Origin of the sequence: Brevibacillus parabrevis (genome assembly GCF_003710905.1) — a bacterium.
GTDB lineage: Bacteria > Bacillota > Bacilli > Brevibacillales > Brevibacillaceae > Brevibacillus > Brevibacillus parabrevis.
Genome location: NZ_RHHV01000012.1, coordinates 138387 through 154275, shown reverse-complemented (window position 1 = coordinate 154275; position 15889 = coordinate 138387). Strand labels below are relative to the sequence as shown.

The following is a 15889-nucleotide window of genomic DNA, read 5'->3' as shown; positions in this document are numbered from 1 at the left end:
AATATGGAACACGGTTTGTCACTTGAGAAAGGGGTATCCGGCATGGACCACGACGCGCATAAGTTAACCAGTGCTTTGGCAGACCCCACCCGCTTCTCCATTTACCAATTTGTCGCGTACAGCAAAGATCCAATCACTGTCCAGGATGTCGCAGACCACTTTTCCATCCATCCGAATGTGGCCCGCCTGCATCTGACAAAGCTGGAGGACGTGAATTTGCTCACAGCCGTCTCGGACAAAAGTGGCAAAGGTGGACGTCCCAGTCGATTGTATTCCCTGTCTGAACAGGTGGTGAGCCTCCAGTTCCCACCTCGCGACTATCAGCTTCTGGCCGATATCGCAATCGAAAGCCTGCTGTCGCTCGGCGAGGCGGGCGAAGCCGCTCTGATCAATATGGGGCATCGCATTGGTACAGAGATGGCGAAACGGGCGGTTGTCCAAAGCGGATTGAATCTGCAAACGGCTACTTTGGAAGAGAAATTGAACCTGATCCATCGACTCGTCGTTGCTCAGGGATTGAAACCCGATATTGAAAAGCTGGACGAAGGCACCCTTCGTTTTCGTGTAAACAACTGCACGTTTTCCGACACGGCCAAAAAATATCCGCGCGCGGTTTGCGAGATGCATAACGCTCTGCTCATGGGAATATTCGAAACGTACTTAGGGAAGATTGAATTACGTGAGGATGGCTCGATGATCAGGGGCTGCAAATCGTGCAACTATACGGTTATCCATTATTGAGAATGATCCTCACCCGGACGGTGATTTGAAGCGTTTTCCTTCGCCCCAAATCCGTCATACCTTTATCGTTTACACGTCTTCGCCTGTCCTTTATAATGGGGTAGGAATCTTGTAAATCTTACCGATCTAGGCAAAAAGGGGGGACAACAAATGGATCGTATGTATCGCGTGCTTGGTTTCTGGACCATCGTTATCGCGCTGATGGCGTTCTGGGGCGGTCTGTACCCAATGTCGCTCATCTTCTTCGGTCTTACAGCATTCTTCGTAGCGTTGAGCTACATGAGCCTGACTGAGCGAGTGTATCTGAACATTTTTTTCGGCTTCATGTTCCTGTCTTTTGTAGGGTTCACGTACTACACGTTCTTCGTAATGCCTGTAGGCCCGCAAGAACACGCTTTCATGCAACTGATGATGTAAGAAAAAAAGATGCTCATCTGCGAGCATCTTTTTTTATGCAAACGACCTGAAAAAGCTTGCCGTATCCAGGCTGTTCTCCACGCCTTTTTGCTGGATCATGACTCGAAACCGTCCGCCCAGCCCGGCAGGATCAATCAACTGCAACAACGCCCGGTTGCGTTTCATCGCGACACTCGTAAACGGGTCTGTATCGTGATGGACGACCGCTTTGGTCAAAAGGCCGCTCTGGAGCAAAAATTTATCCTGGCGCATATACAAAACCTCTCGCAACCCCGCCGCTTCGCCAAAACGGCTCCATGCGGAAAAATTGACGTGCGCCGTTATATCTTGTTCGCCGACGTGAATGTACGGATTATCGTGGGCTTGATGGCGGTAGTAGCACATCAGTGTCCCGTTTTTCCGGCTGGCATGATACAACTCCTCTTGTCTGTCGCCGTAATCGATCGTTATGACATATCCTTTGGCAAGCAGGCGTCCGACCTGCTGCGCCGCCTGTTCCAACGCGAGATTCACTTCGATGCGCATCCCGTTTGGCATCGCGGTAGCAGCCTCGATTTCTGTCAGGCTGTTCAAAAGCGTGGCTCCCGGCTCTTGCAGCACCTCCGTGAACTGCCCCTCCTCGCATGTCACCGCTACTTCCTTCCAACCCGTTTTCGTCTTTTGCGCCAAGTGGACGGGAAAGGCATCCAGCCATTCATTGGACACGATCACTCCTTCTAGCCCGCCTGCTTGCGCTGCTTCTTCCAGTGACGAATACCATATTTTGCGCACCTCGTGCTCGCAAAGGGCCTCTTGCTGTTTTTGGCGATGATACGGGCTTGCTTCTATCAACACAACCGTAAGCTTGGCGTACACATCTGGCGCTGCTTCCTGTATGCGGGCAAGCATGCTTTTGCACAAGGAGCCAGTCCCGCCTCCGATTTCAACGAGCGCAGGCTGCTCAATCGCCGCGGTGCTCCACAGCTTTATCACGGCATCCGCCAATGTTTCCCCGAAGACAGCGTGTACGGTCGCGCTGGTAAAAAAATCGCCATCTTTGCCTACCTTGGGCAAGTCCGACATATAATAGCCGTAGGAGTCGTGGTAGAGGGCCAGTTCCATAAAGCGTGCGAACGGGATCGCGCCTCCCTCCTGGCTTTCCATTTCACGGCGAATCATAGCGTTTATATCCATGGGCTCTTCTCCTGCTATCCAAATTCAACCTGATAAGGCTATAATACGAAAAAGAAGTCATACAATGTGGAAAGGCAAGCGACTTCCATCATGAAAGCAAAAGGTGAAAACATGCGTAAATTTTTGCTCGTCTTGTTCCTGCTTGTATGTCCGCTGACTGTGTTCGCCCAGGAAGAGACTGCAATTCCGCTGGAGCAGTTGATCTTGCAGCAGCATTTTACCCAAAAAGAACTGGAGCGAACTCTCACCTTGCTCAAGGATGAAGAGACGCGAACCTATCGGGATATCGCTCAAATCGATCTGGACCTGCAACGCCAAAAGCTGGTGATTGAAGCGATGCAGCGCCATGCCGGCGAGGTGGCACGGGCTTATTACATGGGTGAACGCGCCAATCTTCTCACGCTTTTACTCAATGCGGAAAATTTCAATGAGTTTTTATTGATGTTCGATTTCTACCAGCTCGTGTACGAGTATGATATGAATCGGCTCCAGACGTACCACGCCGAGCGAGTGAAGCTTGCCACGATGCAGACAGACAAGCAAGCACGACTCACTCTGCTCCAGGACCTCCGCAAAAAATACGAGCTGCAACTGGCGGAGATGATCGCCATTCAGGCGGAAAAAGAAAAAAACGTGCAAAAGCTTGACGATCCTACCACCGTGGAAGCGCTGATGGATCATCTGATCAATGATTGGGAAACACGCGGCTTGCCCGCTTTCCAGACGTTTTTTGGCATGCTGGCCAAAGTGATGGTGCAAGTACCGGAGTTGGCCACGCCTGACCGCATTCAGTCCGACGGCTTCTTCTCGCACACGCTGACGATCAAGCAGAGCGATTTCAACCAGTTTTTGATGCAAAAAGACGAATTGTTCAAGCAATCCCGTTTTTCTTTTGAAAACGACAAGCTGACTGTCGAAGGCACGTATGACCACATGGAGCTTCGGCTGGTCGGCAACTACGAGCTTGTCTCTCCTACCCAGTTGAAGTTCCACATCACGGAGCTTTATTTCGACGGGTTCGCCCTGCCGCAAGCAACTGTCGACGAAATGGAAAAGACGTACGACCTCGGCTTCTACCCCGAGCTAATCTCCCCGAATATTCAGGTGCAAGGAATCAGCCTGCAAAACGAAGAACTGAAGCTTCAACTGAAATTGAATCTCCCCTTCGGCTTCGGAAAGAAATAAGGCCAGCTAACGGTTAGCTGGCTTTTTTCTTGGAAACAGCCATATTCATGTGAACAGGCATCTCCTTTTGCAAGCGGGTCATGTACTGGATGGCTTCTTTCGTGAGGCCCGGATACTTCTCCCCGCGCTGCAATCCCTCCAATGTCTCCGCCACGGGATAAACGACATAATTGCGCTTGTTGTTTTTGCGGAAAAAATGAACGTAGGTCGGCAGCATTTCCGCCTGTTCGATACTCGCCTTTCCAGACTCGTCCTTGTGCAGCGTAAGCTTGAGAATCGCGCCGACATCTTTGTAATCCCATCTCTGGGCAGAGACGAAGTTCCCCAGCGAATACGTAATCAAGCCTTTGTGTTGTGTGCCGTCCTCCCGCGTAACGGTTTTCCATTCGTACGGCTGAACCACGTGCGGATGCGCCCCCAAAATCAAGTCGGCTCCGTACGTCAAGCACAGCTCGGCTGTCTTGATCTGCTCCGCATTCGGCAACCGCTGATACTCGACCCCAAAGTGCAGGGCGACGGCAACGAGATCGGCTCCCTTTTCTTTCGCACGGGCAATGTCCTGTTTCATCAACTCAGGCGAAATCAGGTTGACGAGGTATGGCTTGTCCTTGGGGATGGCGATTCCGTTCGTCCCGTACGTATAGGAAAGCAGAGCGAGCGTAAATCCGTCCTTGGTCAAAAGCAGCGGCTCGTCGCGCTCTTTGGCACTGGCAAACGTCCCTGTGTGCAAAATTCCCGCCTGATCGAGGTACTTGAGCGTTTGCAGCACGCCTTGCTCTTTGCGATCCATCGAGTGGTTGTTCGCAGTCGTTACCGCAGTGAAACCGACTTCCTTCAATGTCTGCCCCAAAGATTCCGGGGAATTGAACATCGGATATCCCGAGTAGCGGGCCTGACTGCCGCTCATCGTCGTTTCCAGATTGCCGATTACCCAGTCAGCCTGCTGAAACAGCGGCGTGACGTAAGGAAAAAACTTGTGGAAGTCATACGTTTTGGTCGCCGGGTTCCAGACGGCATCCATTTGCTCCTGGTGAACCATGATATCCCCGACCGCGAGAAGCGAAATCCGCTGTTCCGGAAAACGGGATGGCGGCGCTTCCCCAGTTGGGGGGACTGTATCGGATGGCGAGTCAGTAGTCGGTTCCTCTGCTGTCTGCGGCGTGGCATTGTCGGACGGACTCACTTGCAGGACAGGAGCCTTGGAAGCGTGGCTATCAGGGGCTGCTGGCGGGACACATCCGGCCAGACTCATACAGCCTAATGCTGTGATGATGACCCACTTGTTCCATGTTTGCTTCATGACAATAGCTCCTTTGGCGATAATGTAACCCACTTCCTTTTCGCCGTCTGCAAGCCATTTCCTCTTCTTTTGCCTCATAAACAATCGTGAAGTCTTTTAGCGCAGCATGCCTGTCACGAATGGATTGTACGTTTTTTCGTAGTCAATCGTCGTCTTGGGACCGTGTCCAGGGTAGACGATGGTGTCATCTTCCAGCTCAAACAGCTTGTCTTGAATGCTGATCATCAGCGTCTCGTAGTCGCCTCCGAACAGATCGGTACGGCCGATGCTTTGCTGGAACAGGACGTCCCCGCCAAAGCAATGCTTTCCGATCACAAAGGAACAGCTTCCCGGAGAGTGCCCGGGCGTATGCAGCACCTGGATGTCGAAACCAGCCAGAGCAAGCGTTTGACCGTCGGCAAGCTCATGCTCTGCACGCTCGCAAACAATCGGCTCAGGCAGCCCCCAGCGGCTCGACCCGTTCAGATCAGGATTGGTCAGCCACTCTTGTTCGAGCGGATGAATGTACACCGGAGCTTTGGTCAGCGCTCTTACTTGATTCAGCCCTCCGATATGGTCGAGATGCGCATGGGTCAACAAGATCGCTACGACGTTTTTACCGGCAATTTCCTGGAGCAGCCGCTCTGGCTGCATACCTGGATCAATGACAATCGTTTCGTTTGTTTCTTTGTTGGTCAAGGCGTAAGCATTTGTTTGAAAGCCTCCCAAGGCAAAAGATTGGACGGCGAGATGTTGGTCGCTCATAAGAATAGGAACCTCCCTGATTTTTTGATACGATAAAAAGAAAGCTTGCGAAAAGGATGAAGGATATGCGACATATGTACGGAATCGAGCTTGCGATCCCCGCCGGGAAACTGCCCGGGTTCTATGCTCAAGTCATACATAAAATCGGAGACCATGTCAATGTCTTTGCTCGGGACAAACTGCTTTTTATTGTCGAGAGCGAAGAAGAGCGGGACAAGCTTGCGGCGATCTTGCAAAAATCCAACATGCTTGGGGAGGAGTTCTCCTTGCTGCTGCTTCCTCCCCAAGCCGTAATAGACGAGGGGGCTGATATCGGCTTCGTCACGGAAAATGGCCATACGTTTGTTTATGCAGATCAAGTCGCGCTGTTTACGGCAGATAAAAACTCCGGCTCGCCCGACGATCGCTGGGCAGCGGCCGAGCAATGGAAGGAGCATGTCAAGGGCACGATCCCCCAGGCGGATCAAGCGGATACCATCTACCTCATCGACAGCAATCTGGCGGAGCTTGCCGCAGGGATCGCCAAGGCATACAAGGTCAAGCTGGACTTTCTGGCTTTGTCGTAACGTGCCTTCGCGCCGCGCATAAAAAAGCAGGCGGGCTCCCTTTTGGAGAACCCGCCTGCTTTTTTGCCGAGACGACTACTTGCTGTCAAAGCGGAACCAGACTACCTGACCGCCCGAGACGCCGAAGTTGGCCGTATATTTGCTGCCTTCGTACACAACCTCGGTTTCTCCGGACCCTTCGCCGTACAATTTTTTCAGTTGTTCCTTGCTGTCGTACATGGACAGCCCGCGGAGCGTCTGAAAGCGTGCCGCATCTTCTTTTGCCACGCCGCCCAGCATGATCGAGATCAGTTCGCCTTTTCTGACCTTGACGAGCAGCTGTGTGCGATCGATCAAAAGCATGCCCATGACCGCCTCGCCCTCGCCTTTTGCCATTCTCTCCACCGTATAGCTTTCGCGGGAGATCATGTCCATAAAATCGGCTTTGGTCGGCTTTAGCAAGTCCATCGCTTCCTTGATGTTTTGGCCGAGGTAAACCCCGCTGACGCCATATTCCTGCTGATTTTCCGGATCAAACGCCCCGGCTGGCCCTGCTTGCGACGAACAGGCTGCCAGCATACAAGCAAGCAGTACAAACAGTCCAAGCATTCGGAATGAATTTTGCCGTTTCATCGTGCCCACCTACTTTGCGGTATGTACTTTTGCTATCTTACCGCACGCTGCAAGCACGGTTCAACCAGGTTGTGCTCACTCCCGCGGACCGCTTACCTTTTGCCGCGGGCGATTGGGTGGCTGATTGTGATTGACCGATTGCTTGAAGCCTTCCAAAATTTTCAGGACGGAAGCGAAAAACGGCGAGCCGAACACCGCGACGATGCCCCACAGCCACGTTCCCACTTGCCACGGGTCTTCGACATACGCCGTCTGTGCGCCCGTCAAGATCAGAGCGGGGTCCAGACCGAGCATGCCAAAAATGACGCCTGCCGCCAAAACAGAGATGAGCAGGTTGAAAAATCGCTTGTAATTCATCAGCCGCGCCGCATGGTTTTGATCCTCCCAGCAATCTTCCTTCGGCTCATAGTCCGTCGACAAGAACGGAATAATCGATTTGAACGCTTCCGTCACACCTGCCGCCGCACTGGAAACAGCCGTCACATACACAAAAAAGGCGATGGATGAGTCCAACGTGACCATATGCGCTCCCTCCTTTTTACATGTGTATGAAGGCAGCGGGACAACCTTGCAAAAAATAGCGGACGCTTGTTTTCTGAATCGTCTTTTTACGGTAACATGGAGAAGAATGGAAATGGATGAAAGGTGGTTTTGTCATGCAGGATTACTCATTTGTATGGAATCAGTATGATATGATTCGCGGCATGTTTCTTGAAGGCTTGTCCAAAACATCCGAGCAAGAGGCAGAGATTGTTCCGGCAGGATTCAAAAACAACATTCACTGGAATATCGGCCACATCTTGCTCACGCAGGATTACTTGCTGTTCGGACCAGCCGAAATGAAATGTCCTCCGTCGTATGCCGCTTTGTTCAGCCCCGGCACAAAGCCCGCAGACTGGCAAGGCGATGTGCCATCCATCGAGGAGCTGGCGGCACAATTGAAGGAGCAGCACGCCCGGGTAAAAGAACAGTTGCAAACGAAACTGAATGACCCGCTGCCCAAACCGTTCCAGTTGGGTGACAAAGGTGTCATGAACACGTATGGCGAGATGATGGTCTTCACCCTGTTCCATGAGGGCATGCACATCGGCACCATTTCCGCTTTGCGCAAAGCAATCGCCCATTCCAACGCTTAACTTTTTGACTCATTCGCCAACAAAGCAAAACGCGGAACCATTCCCACGGTTTTTCGCGTTTTTTTATGGCCCTCTTACCAAGCAAAAATGAAACCGCCCCCAGATTGGGAGCGGTTCTTTGTCGAGCCCGATTGCTTATGGGGTTTTACCGGTTATTCTCTTTGGCACTTCAACCTCCCTGAAGAGATTAGGTTACCCAAGAACTCGGCTTATTTCCATTCGACTTTCGTCGATTGCTAATTCATGATTATCCACGGATCTTCGCCTCCTGCAAGGCATTTCGCCGTTTGCTACATGAATCTGACGGGCTCGACAACTATAGTATGGTCCGCAAAACGATTTTCATACACGCTTTTTACAACAAATCGGCCGCGAGTTGTGCAAGCACGCTCCGCTCGCCTTTTTCCAAGCGGATATGCCCGGCCAGCTTCTGGTCTTTGAATACTTCCACTACATAAGTCAGACCGTTGTTGCTTTCGTCCAAATACGGATGGTCGATCTGTTCCGGGTCGCCCATCAAAACGATTTTCGAGCCGTCGCCTACCCTGGTCAAAATCGTTTTTACCTCGTGCTTGGTCAGGTTTTGCGCTTCGTCAATAATGATAAACTGTCCCGGAATGGAGCGGCCGCGAATGTAGGTCAACGCTTCTACTTGCAAGCTGCCCATTCCCGCCAAAATTTTGTCGAGATCGCCTGGGCGCTTTGTGTTGAATAAATATTCCAAATTATCATAAATCGGTTGCATCCACGGCCGCAATTTCTCTTCTTTCTCGCCGGGCAAATAACCGATGTCTTTTCCTAAAGGAACGATAGGTCTTGCTACCAACAGCTTTTTGTACTTTTGCTGATCTTCAATCTGCAGCAGCCCCGCAGCCAAAGCCAGCAACGTCTTGCCTGTTCCCGCCTTCCCCGTCATGGTCACGAGCGGAATATCATCTCGCAGCAACAGCTCTGTCGCCATTCTTTGCTGCACATTTCGGGCCCGGATGCCCCAAATCGGATCGTCATCTGATACAAGCATTTCCAAAGTTTTGCCGTCAGGGTCTACTTTTCCAATCGCGGAAATGGACGGGTTGCACTCGTCCTTCAATACGAGAAACTGGTGCGGATAAAAGCGATAGCGAGGGAAACAGGTAGCCAGATGAAGCTTGCGCGTCGCGTAGTAAGACTTGATGATCTCCGAGGCTACCATCATCTTTTGATAGCCGGTGTATATGCTGGAAAATTCACCTACGACGCGATCCGAAAGAAAATCTTCCGCTGAAATGTTCAAGGCATCTGCCTTCACACGCATGAGCGCATCCTTGCTCACCAAAATGACGGGTCTGGGCTGTGGGGATTGGTTCTCCTCCTCCTGCAAATTGAGTGCGACCGCCAAAATGCGGTTGTCGTTCGTCATTTCCGTAAATTGCTTTTGCAACTGATGGAGCGAAGAATGGTTCAGCTCCACCCGAAAGAGCCCGCCTGTCTCCAGGGTAATGCCTTTGTGCAAATGACCCAGCTCACGAAAACTGTCAAAGAGCCGCGATACGTACCGTGCGTTGCGGCCAATTTCATCCATGTACCGCTTTTTGGAATCGATTTCTTCCAACACCACTGCGGGTATGACAATTTCGTTGTCAGCGAAAGAGAACATCGCCCGTGGATCTTGCAGGAGTACGTTGGTGTCCAGTACGTAGATTTTCTTCAAAATCTCGCCTCCTATTACCCTTCTTATATACGGTATGCAATTTTTGGAGGGATGCTCAATTGTGGCGACGTGATGTACTACAGTCTATGTTCGGTCGAACAGAGATAGACGACCCTTGGCAGAATGAAATGGGGCGGAGGGGAACAAAATACAGGTAACCTGCCCTCCTGATCGGAGGCACTACGGGGAAAGGGAGTATGCGTGTGAAACGGATCATCATTGGTTGCCTGGGTGCGAGCCTTGTTTTGTCAGGGTGCATGGCGGGCAACAAAGCGAACCAGGCTGCGCCACAACCCAACCAACAGCAAGCGCCCCATACCCAGCGCGTTCAGCAAACGGCACCGGAACCAGCTTACAACCAATCTTCGCAGGCGACCGCCGACCGTCTCGTCCAGTTGGCTACTCGCGTGAAAAAAGTCAATGGCGCCACAGCCGTGGTTATTGGCAAATACGCCGTCGTCGGGATCGATGTAGACGCCCAATTGGATCGGCCGGAAGTCGGCGTCATCAAGTACACTGTGGCAGAAGCGCTGAAAGAAGACCCGCAGGGGGCCAATGCCGTCGTAACAGCCGACCCGGACATCGTTCAGCGGCTGAAAGAAATGGCGGCAGACATTCGCAGAGGCCACCCGATCTCCGGCTTCGCAGAGGAATTGGCCGACATCGTCGGACGGATCATTCCGCAACTGCCGCGAGATGTCAGAAGGCGCGAAGAAACACCGGCGCAGGAAAATCAGCAACAACAGATCAACAACGATGGGCGTACCCCGCAAGGAAAAATCAACGTAAATCGCACTGGCACTCCATAAGAAAAAGAGGCATAGCCCCCGGTTCGTTACACCCGGGAGTATGCCTCTTTTTTGCTTGGAATCGCGGATGGCAAAGGCGGCAGTGCTTCCAAAGCCTGTTTCAAGTCTGCCAGCAAATCGTCCGCGTCTTCCAGACCTGCGGACAACCGGATCAAACCGTCTGTAATGCCGCGAGCTTGCCGCTCCTCTGCTGGCATAGCCGCATGCGACATCATGACCGGATACGAGAGAATCGTCTCCACCGCGCCAAGACTGACCGCTACAATCGGCAGCTTTACGCGGTCAAACAACGCTTTTGCCCGCTCGCGGCTCCCGACGTCAAAAGACAATACGGCGCCGTGGCCGCTCGCCTGTTTTTGCTGAACGAGATGTCCCGGATGCTCAGCCAAGCCTGTATAGTAGACGCGGCTCACTTCGGGGTGGCAAGAAAGCCATTCCGCCAAAACTCCGGCAGACTTCGTGCTGACATCCAGACGCGCTTTGAGCGTCTTCAGCCCTCTCATGACCAGCCAGCAATCCTGAACGCCGAGAACGGCTCCCATGCCGTTTTGGATGAGGTACAGCTGTTCGCCGAGCGCTTCATCGCGGGTTACCGCCAGACCTGCAACAACGTCGCTGTGGCCGCCGATAAACTTGGTTGCACTGTGGATGACGATATCCGCCCCCAGCTCCAATGGCCGCTGATAGTACGGCGTCAGGAACGTATTGTCCACGATGACGAGCAGGTCATGCTCTTTCGCAATGGCGGAAACGGCAGCGATATCGGTCACTTTCAACGTCGGATTGGACGGAGTTTCCAGATAGACCCCTCTGGTAGCCGGAGTGATCGCCGCGCGCACCGCTTCCGTTTGTGTCGCATCCACAAACGTGACAGAGATTCCCATTCTCGACAGCACTCTCGTCAGAAAACGGAAAGTGCCGCCGTACACATCTTCCGCGACCACGATATGATCGCCCGCCGAAAAGAGCATGAACACACTGGAAATGGCCGCCATGCCGGAAGAAAAGGCGAACCCGCGCGCTCCGCCTTCGAGTGCGGCGATCGCTTCTTCCAGCGCATGTCTCGTCGGGTTCCCCGAGCGGGCGTAATCGTATGTGCCCGGCTGATCGATATCAAACTGATGAAAAGTGGAAGCCTGGTAAATCGGAACCGACGACGCACCTGTAAACGGATCGATGCCTGTGGAGCCATGCAAAACTTTTGTCGCGAAATTCATCGAACAGCCCCCCCAACGACGAGACTTGCATCCAGCGCTTGAAACAAATCAGCGATCAAATCATCCGGATGTTCAATCCCCACCGAAAGCCTCAGCAATCGATCGCACACGCCGACATACGCCCGCACTTCCTCGGGGATGTCTGCGTGAGTCTGTGTCGCCGGGTACGTACACAACGACTCTACCCCGCCAAGACTTTCCGCAAAGGAGACGACGCGCAAATTTTGCAGAAACAAGCCCACCTGCTCCTGGGAGCGTACCCGGAACGAAACCATGCCGCTGTATCCGCTCGCCTGGCTCGCCTGAATCTCATGCCCGGGATGCTCTTCCAGTCCGGGGTAAAACACTTCGGCAACGGCTGGATGTTCTTTCAGCTTTTTCGCTACCGCGAGCGCATTCGACTGGTGTCTGTCCATGCGCAGCGCCAACGTTTTCATGCCGCGCACCAGAAGCCAGCTATCCTGCGGCCCCAGCACCGCGCCGATCGAATTGTGCAAAAACCGGATTTTTTCCGACAACTCCTCGCCCTTTGTAACGATCAACCCTGCCAGCACATCGTTGTGTCCGCCCAAATACTTCGTTGCGCTGTGCAAAATCACATCAGCCCCAAGCTCTAGCGGGCGTTGACAATAAGGAGTCATGAACGTGTTGTCTACAATCGTCAAAAGCCCGTGTTGCTTGGCCAGGCTGGTTATTTCACGAATATTTGTAATCTGCATGAGCGGATTGGTCGGCGTCTCGACGAAAATCGCTTTCGTCTCTGCGCGCAGCGCCTTTTTCACCGCTTCCAGATCGCGCAAATCTACGTAAGTAAAAGCAAGCCCGTAACGGGAAAGCACTTGTTCAAACAAGCGATACGTCCCGCCGTACAAATCGAGCGATACGATGAGGTGATCGCCTTGGGAAAACAACCCCATTACCGTATGGACTGCCGCCATCCCGGACGCGCAGGCAAAGCCGGCATCGCCTCCCTCTGCCTCAGCGATTGTCTCTTCCAAAACAGAACGGGTAGGATTCGCCGTCCGCGTATAGTCAAAACCTGTGCTCTGTCCCAGCGCCGGATGGCGATAAGCGGTAGCGTAGTAGACGGGGAAGCTCACCGCACCCGTTTTCTCATCTTTGCCTACGCCTGCCTGAATCAATTTTGTTTCCAGTCTCATACCGTAATTCTCTCCCTCCAATGATGTCGAGGGGCATGAAAAAAGCCCCCTTTCCTCTGAAAGAAGGCTTTGTTTACGTCGCCGTAAGCAAGACCTTCTCATCTTTCAGAGTTAAAAAACTCTGCAGGAATTAGCACCATTATCTCCCCGTATGAACGAACATACAGGTGATTGGTTGCCGGGCATCATCGGGCCAGTCCCTCCGCCTCTCTGGATAAGAAGTTTGCTATTCAATTTGAATGACCTAATACTAAAGGATAGCGCTGTTTCTTGTCAACAAGATTTTCCACAAGAGTGTGACAACCGCGCCTACGCTTTTTTCAAGGCGTCCATGACCTGATTGTCCAGCTTCGCTGCGGCATTTTTGTCGTATGTCTTTTCGTACTGAGGCTCTACGGATATGCGCGAACCGTAAAACATCACGTCTCTGACAGAGTCAATCGCAATCTCCGCCATCGCAAGCTTCAGGGGAACCCCTTCCAGCCGTTCTGCCTTCAGCTCGGCGCGCCCGTTGATCGCAAAAGAAGAGCCTGCCCCGATCAAATGCAGCACGACCTGCGGTTCTTTGGCGATATTGGCGAGAATGCGGGAGCGGCTGTCTACAGCAAAACGGATGAGTCCGCTGTTCACAGCAAAAGTCCAGGACAAGGAACTGACGGATGGCGCACCTGTCTCGTGATCGACTGTGGCCAACGTCACAAAGCGCTCTTTTTGCAGGAGCGCGAACAGTTCTTCCGATAAGGTTTGGGATACGGTTTCAGCCATTCGGATGCCTCCTCGTATACTTTTGTACGTCTATTGTACCCCTCCCGCAAGCCGGAGGCAAACCTTTCCTCCCCGCCTTGATTCTGGTCGGCTTTTTCCCTAAACTGGTAGAAAACAATGCTTCCAGGAACAAGGAGGTTGAAACAAGTGGCTCCTACGCCTACAGATCGGCTCATGCACAAAATAGATCAAGTCCTCCACGAGCTTCAGGAAGTGCGGAAAATGAACGAGCGCATGGATAAGATCGCCATGTTTTTGGAGGATATCCGGCTTGCTGATGTCATCCAAAATTACACAGCCCCGCGCAAGCTGCTCTGGATCAATTTCCTCGCAGGTCTTGCCCGGGGTCTTGGTTTGACGATTGGGACTGCTATCGTTCTCGCACTGCTCGGTTCGCTACTGACACAATTTCTCTCGATCCCGATCCTCGGCGACTACATCCGCGAACTGGTCGATTACGTCCAGACTTACAAACAGCCGTAACAGCAGCTACTTGTCTTTCTTTTTGTCACGATCGTCGTCATCTTCGTCACGATCGCGGTCATCGTCGTCCCGATCGTCATCGTCCCATTTGCCATCGTGTTTCTTCCAGAAGCCGTACGCTTTGCCATTCGGATGCTTGTGCTTCTTCTCATCCTCATCATGCTCAGGCGGCGCGACGATGACCTTCGTGCTCAGGACGATGTCTGCTTGCTTGACCAGCTTGTCTTTTACATACAGTTCAAGCTGAATCGCTTTGGCCGTGTACGAGCGATCTTTGTACGTCAATTCCAGCGTGTACTCGCCCTTGTCATTGGGCTTGATCTCTTTTTTCTTGCCGTCTGGTTTAATCGCGAAAAGCTTCGCCTTTTGCTTTTTGTCCCAGCCCTTGACGGTACCTTTCAGTTCGATCTGCTTTTTCTTTATGTCGTGCACAGCTGTGCCCGCAATGCTGTAGTCTACTGCCGGATTGTTGTCCGGTGTCTTTTTCGGCTCAATCGCAATCGAGTCCTCGTCCACCTTTTTCCCGGCCTCATACACTTCGATCACAGCCTTGCTGCTCTTGGCATCCGTCGTCGGATTCTCGAAAGTCACACTGAAGCTGTCAACGTTATCGAGCAGCTTTTTCAGGCTGGCCTCTTTTCGCACGCCGTTATACGTGACGACAACCCGCTCGGCCCCGTGCTTGACAATCCCTTTGACTTGCCACTCTGCTTTTTTCGCGTCATAAACCGTGAACATATGGAGCAGCCTGTTTTTGTCCTCTTCCGTTTGCGCTACGAGCTTTACTTTCTCCGTGTCGGCAAGCACGCTTCCCGCAAAAGCCTGAACGGTCACATACTGCTCGGCGGACGTACCGACGGCCGGAAAGCTGACGGTAAACGAGTGCTCGCTGGTCGGCACCGTCTCGATGATATCACCGTTCGGCTTGGTCACAACCACCTTGGTCACGTCCGGTGTCACAAGACCTTTGATGTACACCTTGTCGCTTTTCGTCTGGGCGCTCACGCTGACCAGTTGCTCATCCGCTTTCGGGCTGCGCACTTCCAGCCAGATGTCGTTGTAGTAGTCGCGATAAATCCGCTCCCATTCCGCCTTGTTCGTTTCCATATACGATTGCAACTTTACGTTCAAATTAATTTTATCGACGATAATGTACAGATGGTCTGCCTGTGTTTTCAGGAGCGTGTTCAGCGTAGCCGGATCGCTTTGGACAAGCTCCTTGAGCTGATATCGGGTCGCTTTCTGTCCTTGCTCATTCATGACTACCTTGGATGTTTCGGCTGCTCCTGTCGAGCTTGCGTCCGCCAGAAGCGGTGTCAGGCAACCGATGAGTCCCGCCGCTGTTACGACAGCCAAAACGGGCCTGGTCATGATTTTTTTCATTGTTGTTCCCCCTCTATTCTGCCAGTCATTCCCTCTGTGCCCAGGGCAACCATACAGACGGCGCATTTTTTTCAAAAGTTGCATCCGGAAGAAAACCACTCCTAATGGCCCATTTTCCGCTTGCAGAACCAGTTTGTTTTGAGGCTAATCACCCGCACCTGGATTAAAAAAGACTCCCGCAAGCCTCGGATTCGTCCCCAAGGCTTCGGGAGTCTTTTTGTTTCGCTCATCAACAGTTGAATTTCGGCTCGTTTTCAATCGCAGCCAGCAGGCTCTCCACCGCTTCCGCGGGATAGCGGTTATCTACCGCACCCGCTTCCTGCTTGCCCGACAAATGATACCAGCCGTTTTCCACCCGGTACGAAAGCTCGCTGATGGCATGATCCTCCAGCAACAGCTGGGCAAAAAACGCGGCAGTGTCGAGCGCAGACCGATCGTCGGGGCGGGCTTCTGCCACAACCTGAATTTGCAGCCAGTTAAAAAGGGCATCTTCACGCTTCATGAGAAA

18 protein-coding genes and 1 riboswitch are annotated in these 15889 nt (G+C 52.6%); of the genes, 7 read left to right on the top strand and 11 right to left on the bottom strand.

The window, feature by feature from the left end; translation table 11 throughout:
- Positions 1-42: 42 nt before the first annotated feature.
- Both EDM60_RS16615 and EDM60_RS16610 read left to right on the top strand, forming a co-directional pair.
- Entirely contained in the window at positions 43-741 is a 699-nt protein-coding gene (locus EDM60_RS16615; protein ID WP_122964979.1) for a helix-turn-helix transcriptional regulator, read from the top strand.
- A 150-nt stretch (positions 742-891) separates the two neighbouring features.
- Positions 892-1158: a DUF2626 domain-containing protein gene (locus tag EDM60_RS16610; RefSeq protein WP_063229689.1), complete on the top strand. Its 267-nt coding sequence runs from the start codon at positions 892-894 to the stop codon at positions 1156-1158.
- 33 nt (positions 1159-1191) lie between these two features.
- Here the strand turns inward: EDM60_RS16610 and EDM60_RS16605 are convergent, their stop codons facing one another.
- A complete protein-coding gene (locus tag EDM60_RS16605) occupies positions 1192-2331 on the bottom strand; it encodes a class I SAM-dependent methyltransferase (RefSeq protein ID WP_122964977.1) in 1140 nt (379 codons plus the stop codon).
- A 111-nt stretch (positions 2332-2442) separates the two neighbouring features.
- Between EDM60_RS16605 and EDM60_RS16600 the strand changes: the two genes are divergently transcribed.
- Positions 2443-3516 carry a coiled-coil domain-containing protein gene (locus EDM60_RS16600; protein WP_122965470.1) on the top strand — a complete coding sequence of 358 codons (1074 nt, stop codon included), beginning with the start codon at positions 2443-2445 and terminating at the stop codon, positions 3514-3516.
- A 13-nt stretch (positions 3517-3529) separates the two neighbouring features.
- Here EDM60_RS16600 and EDM60_RS16595 read toward each other — a convergent pair whose 3' ends face one another.
- The gene (locus EDM60_RS16595; protein ID WP_122964976.1) at positions 3530-4816 is read right to left on the bottom strand and encodes a CapA family protein; all 1287 of its coding nucleotides are present in this window, start codon (positions 4814-4816) and stop codon (positions 3530-3532) included.
- A gap of 96 nt (positions 4817-4912) precedes the next feature.
- The gene (locus EDM60_RS16590) at positions 4913-5560 is read right to left on the bottom strand and encodes an MBL fold metallo-hydrolase (RefSeq protein WP_122964975.1); all 648 of its coding nucleotides are present in this window, start codon (positions 5558-5560) and stop codon (positions 4913-4915) included.
- A 65-nt stretch (positions 5561-5625) separates the two neighbouring features.
- Here EDM60_RS16590 and EDM60_RS16585 point away from each other — a divergent pair, with 65 nt between their 5' ends.
- Complete coding sequence (locus EDM60_RS16585; RefSeq protein WP_122964974.1) at positions 5626-6126, top strand: hypothetical protein; 501 nt, start codon at positions 5626-5628, stop codon at positions 6124-6126.
- 75 nt (positions 6127-6201) lie between these two features.
- On the opposite strand, the gene EDM60_RS16580 is transcribed toward EDM60_RS16585, so the two are convergent.
- Positions 6202-6738: a hypothetical protein gene (locus EDM60_RS16580; protein ID WP_122964973.1), complete on the bottom strand. Its 537-nt coding sequence runs from the start codon at positions 6736-6738 to the stop codon at positions 6202-6204.
- A 75-nt stretch (positions 6739-6813) separates the two neighbouring features.
- Positions 6814-7260 (bottom strand): hypothetical protein, encoded by a 447-nt coding sequence (locus EDM60_RS16575; protein WP_122964971.1) that lies wholly within the window; start codon positions 7258-7260, stop codon positions 6814-6816.
- A gap of 134 nt (positions 7261-7394) precedes the next feature.
- On the opposite strand from EDM60_RS16575, the gene EDM60_RS16570 reads away from it, so the two are divergent.
- Positions 7395-7874, top strand: a complete 480-nt coding sequence (locus EDM60_RS16570) for a DinB family protein (RefSeq protein ID WP_122964969.1) — start codon at positions 7395-7397, stop codon at positions 7872-7874.
- Between the two features lie 355 nt (positions 7875-8229).
- Here EDM60_RS16570 and EDM60_RS16565 read toward each other — a convergent pair whose 3' ends face one another.
- Positions 8230-9564, bottom strand: coding sequence for a PhoH family protein (locus EDM60_RS16565; protein ID WP_122964968.1), 1335 nt, complete (start codon positions 9562-9564; stop codon positions 8230-8232).
- 197 nt (positions 9565-9761) lie between these two features.
- On the opposite strand from EDM60_RS16565, the gene EDM60_RS16560 reads away from it, so the two are divergent.
- Positions 9762-10373: a YhcN/YlaJ family sporulation lipoprotein gene (locus tag EDM60_RS16560; RefSeq protein ID WP_122964967.1), complete on the top strand. Its 612-nt coding sequence runs from the start codon at positions 9762-9764 to the stop codon at positions 10371-10373.
- Positions 10374-10399: 26 nt separating this feature from the next.
- On the opposite strand, the gene EDM60_RS16555 is transcribed toward EDM60_RS16560, so the two are convergent.
- The 3 genes from EDM60_RS16555 to EDM60_RS16545 all read right to left on the bottom strand — a co-directional run bounded on the left by EDM60_RS16555 (position 10400) and on the right by EDM60_RS16545 (position 13515).
- Complete coding sequence (locus tag EDM60_RS16555; protein ID WP_122964966.1) at positions 10400-11590, bottom strand: trans-sulfuration enzyme family protein; 1191 nt, start codon at positions 11588-11590, stop codon at positions 10400-10402.
- The gene (locus tag EDM60_RS16550) at positions 11587-12750 is read right to left on the bottom strand and encodes an aminotransferase class I/II-fold pyridoxal phosphate-dependent enzyme (RefSeq protein WP_122964964.1); all 1164 of its coding nucleotides are present in this window, start codon (positions 12748-12750) and stop codon (positions 11587-11589) included. Before EDM60_RS16550 ends, EDM60_RS16555 begins: the two co-directional genes overlap by 4 nt.
- Positions 12751-12845: 95 nt before the next feature.
- Positions 12846-12971: riboswitch (SAM riboswitch) on the bottom strand.
- An 88-nt stretch (positions 12972-13059) separates the two neighbouring features.
- Complete coding sequence (locus EDM60_RS16545; RefSeq protein WP_122964962.1) at positions 13060-13515, bottom strand: pyridoxamine 5'-phosphate oxidase family protein; 456 nt, start codon at positions 13513-13515, stop codon at positions 13060-13062.
- Positions 13516-13689: 174 nt separating this feature from the next.
- On the opposite strand from EDM60_RS16545, the gene EDM60_RS16540 reads away from it, so the two are divergent.
- Positions 13690-13998 (top strand): DUF5665 domain-containing protein, encoded by a 309-nt coding sequence (locus EDM60_RS16540; RefSeq protein WP_173597067.1) that lies wholly within the window; start codon positions 13690-13692, stop codon positions 13996-13998.
- 6 nt (positions 13999-14004) lie between these two features.
- Here EDM60_RS16540 and EDM60_RS16535 read toward each other — a convergent pair whose 3' ends face one another.
- Positions 14005-15381: a hypothetical protein gene (locus EDM60_RS16535; RefSeq protein WP_122964960.1), complete on the bottom strand. Its 1377-nt coding sequence runs from the start codon at positions 15379-15381 to the stop codon at positions 14005-14007.
- A 229-nt stretch (positions 15382-15610) separates the two neighbouring features.
- On the bottom strand, positions 15611-15883 hold the full coding sequence (locus EDM60_RS16530) for a hypothetical protein (RefSeq protein WP_122964959.1): 273 nt from the start codon (positions 15881-15883) through the stop codon (positions 15611-15613).
- Positions 15884-15889: the final 6 nt, after the last annotated feature.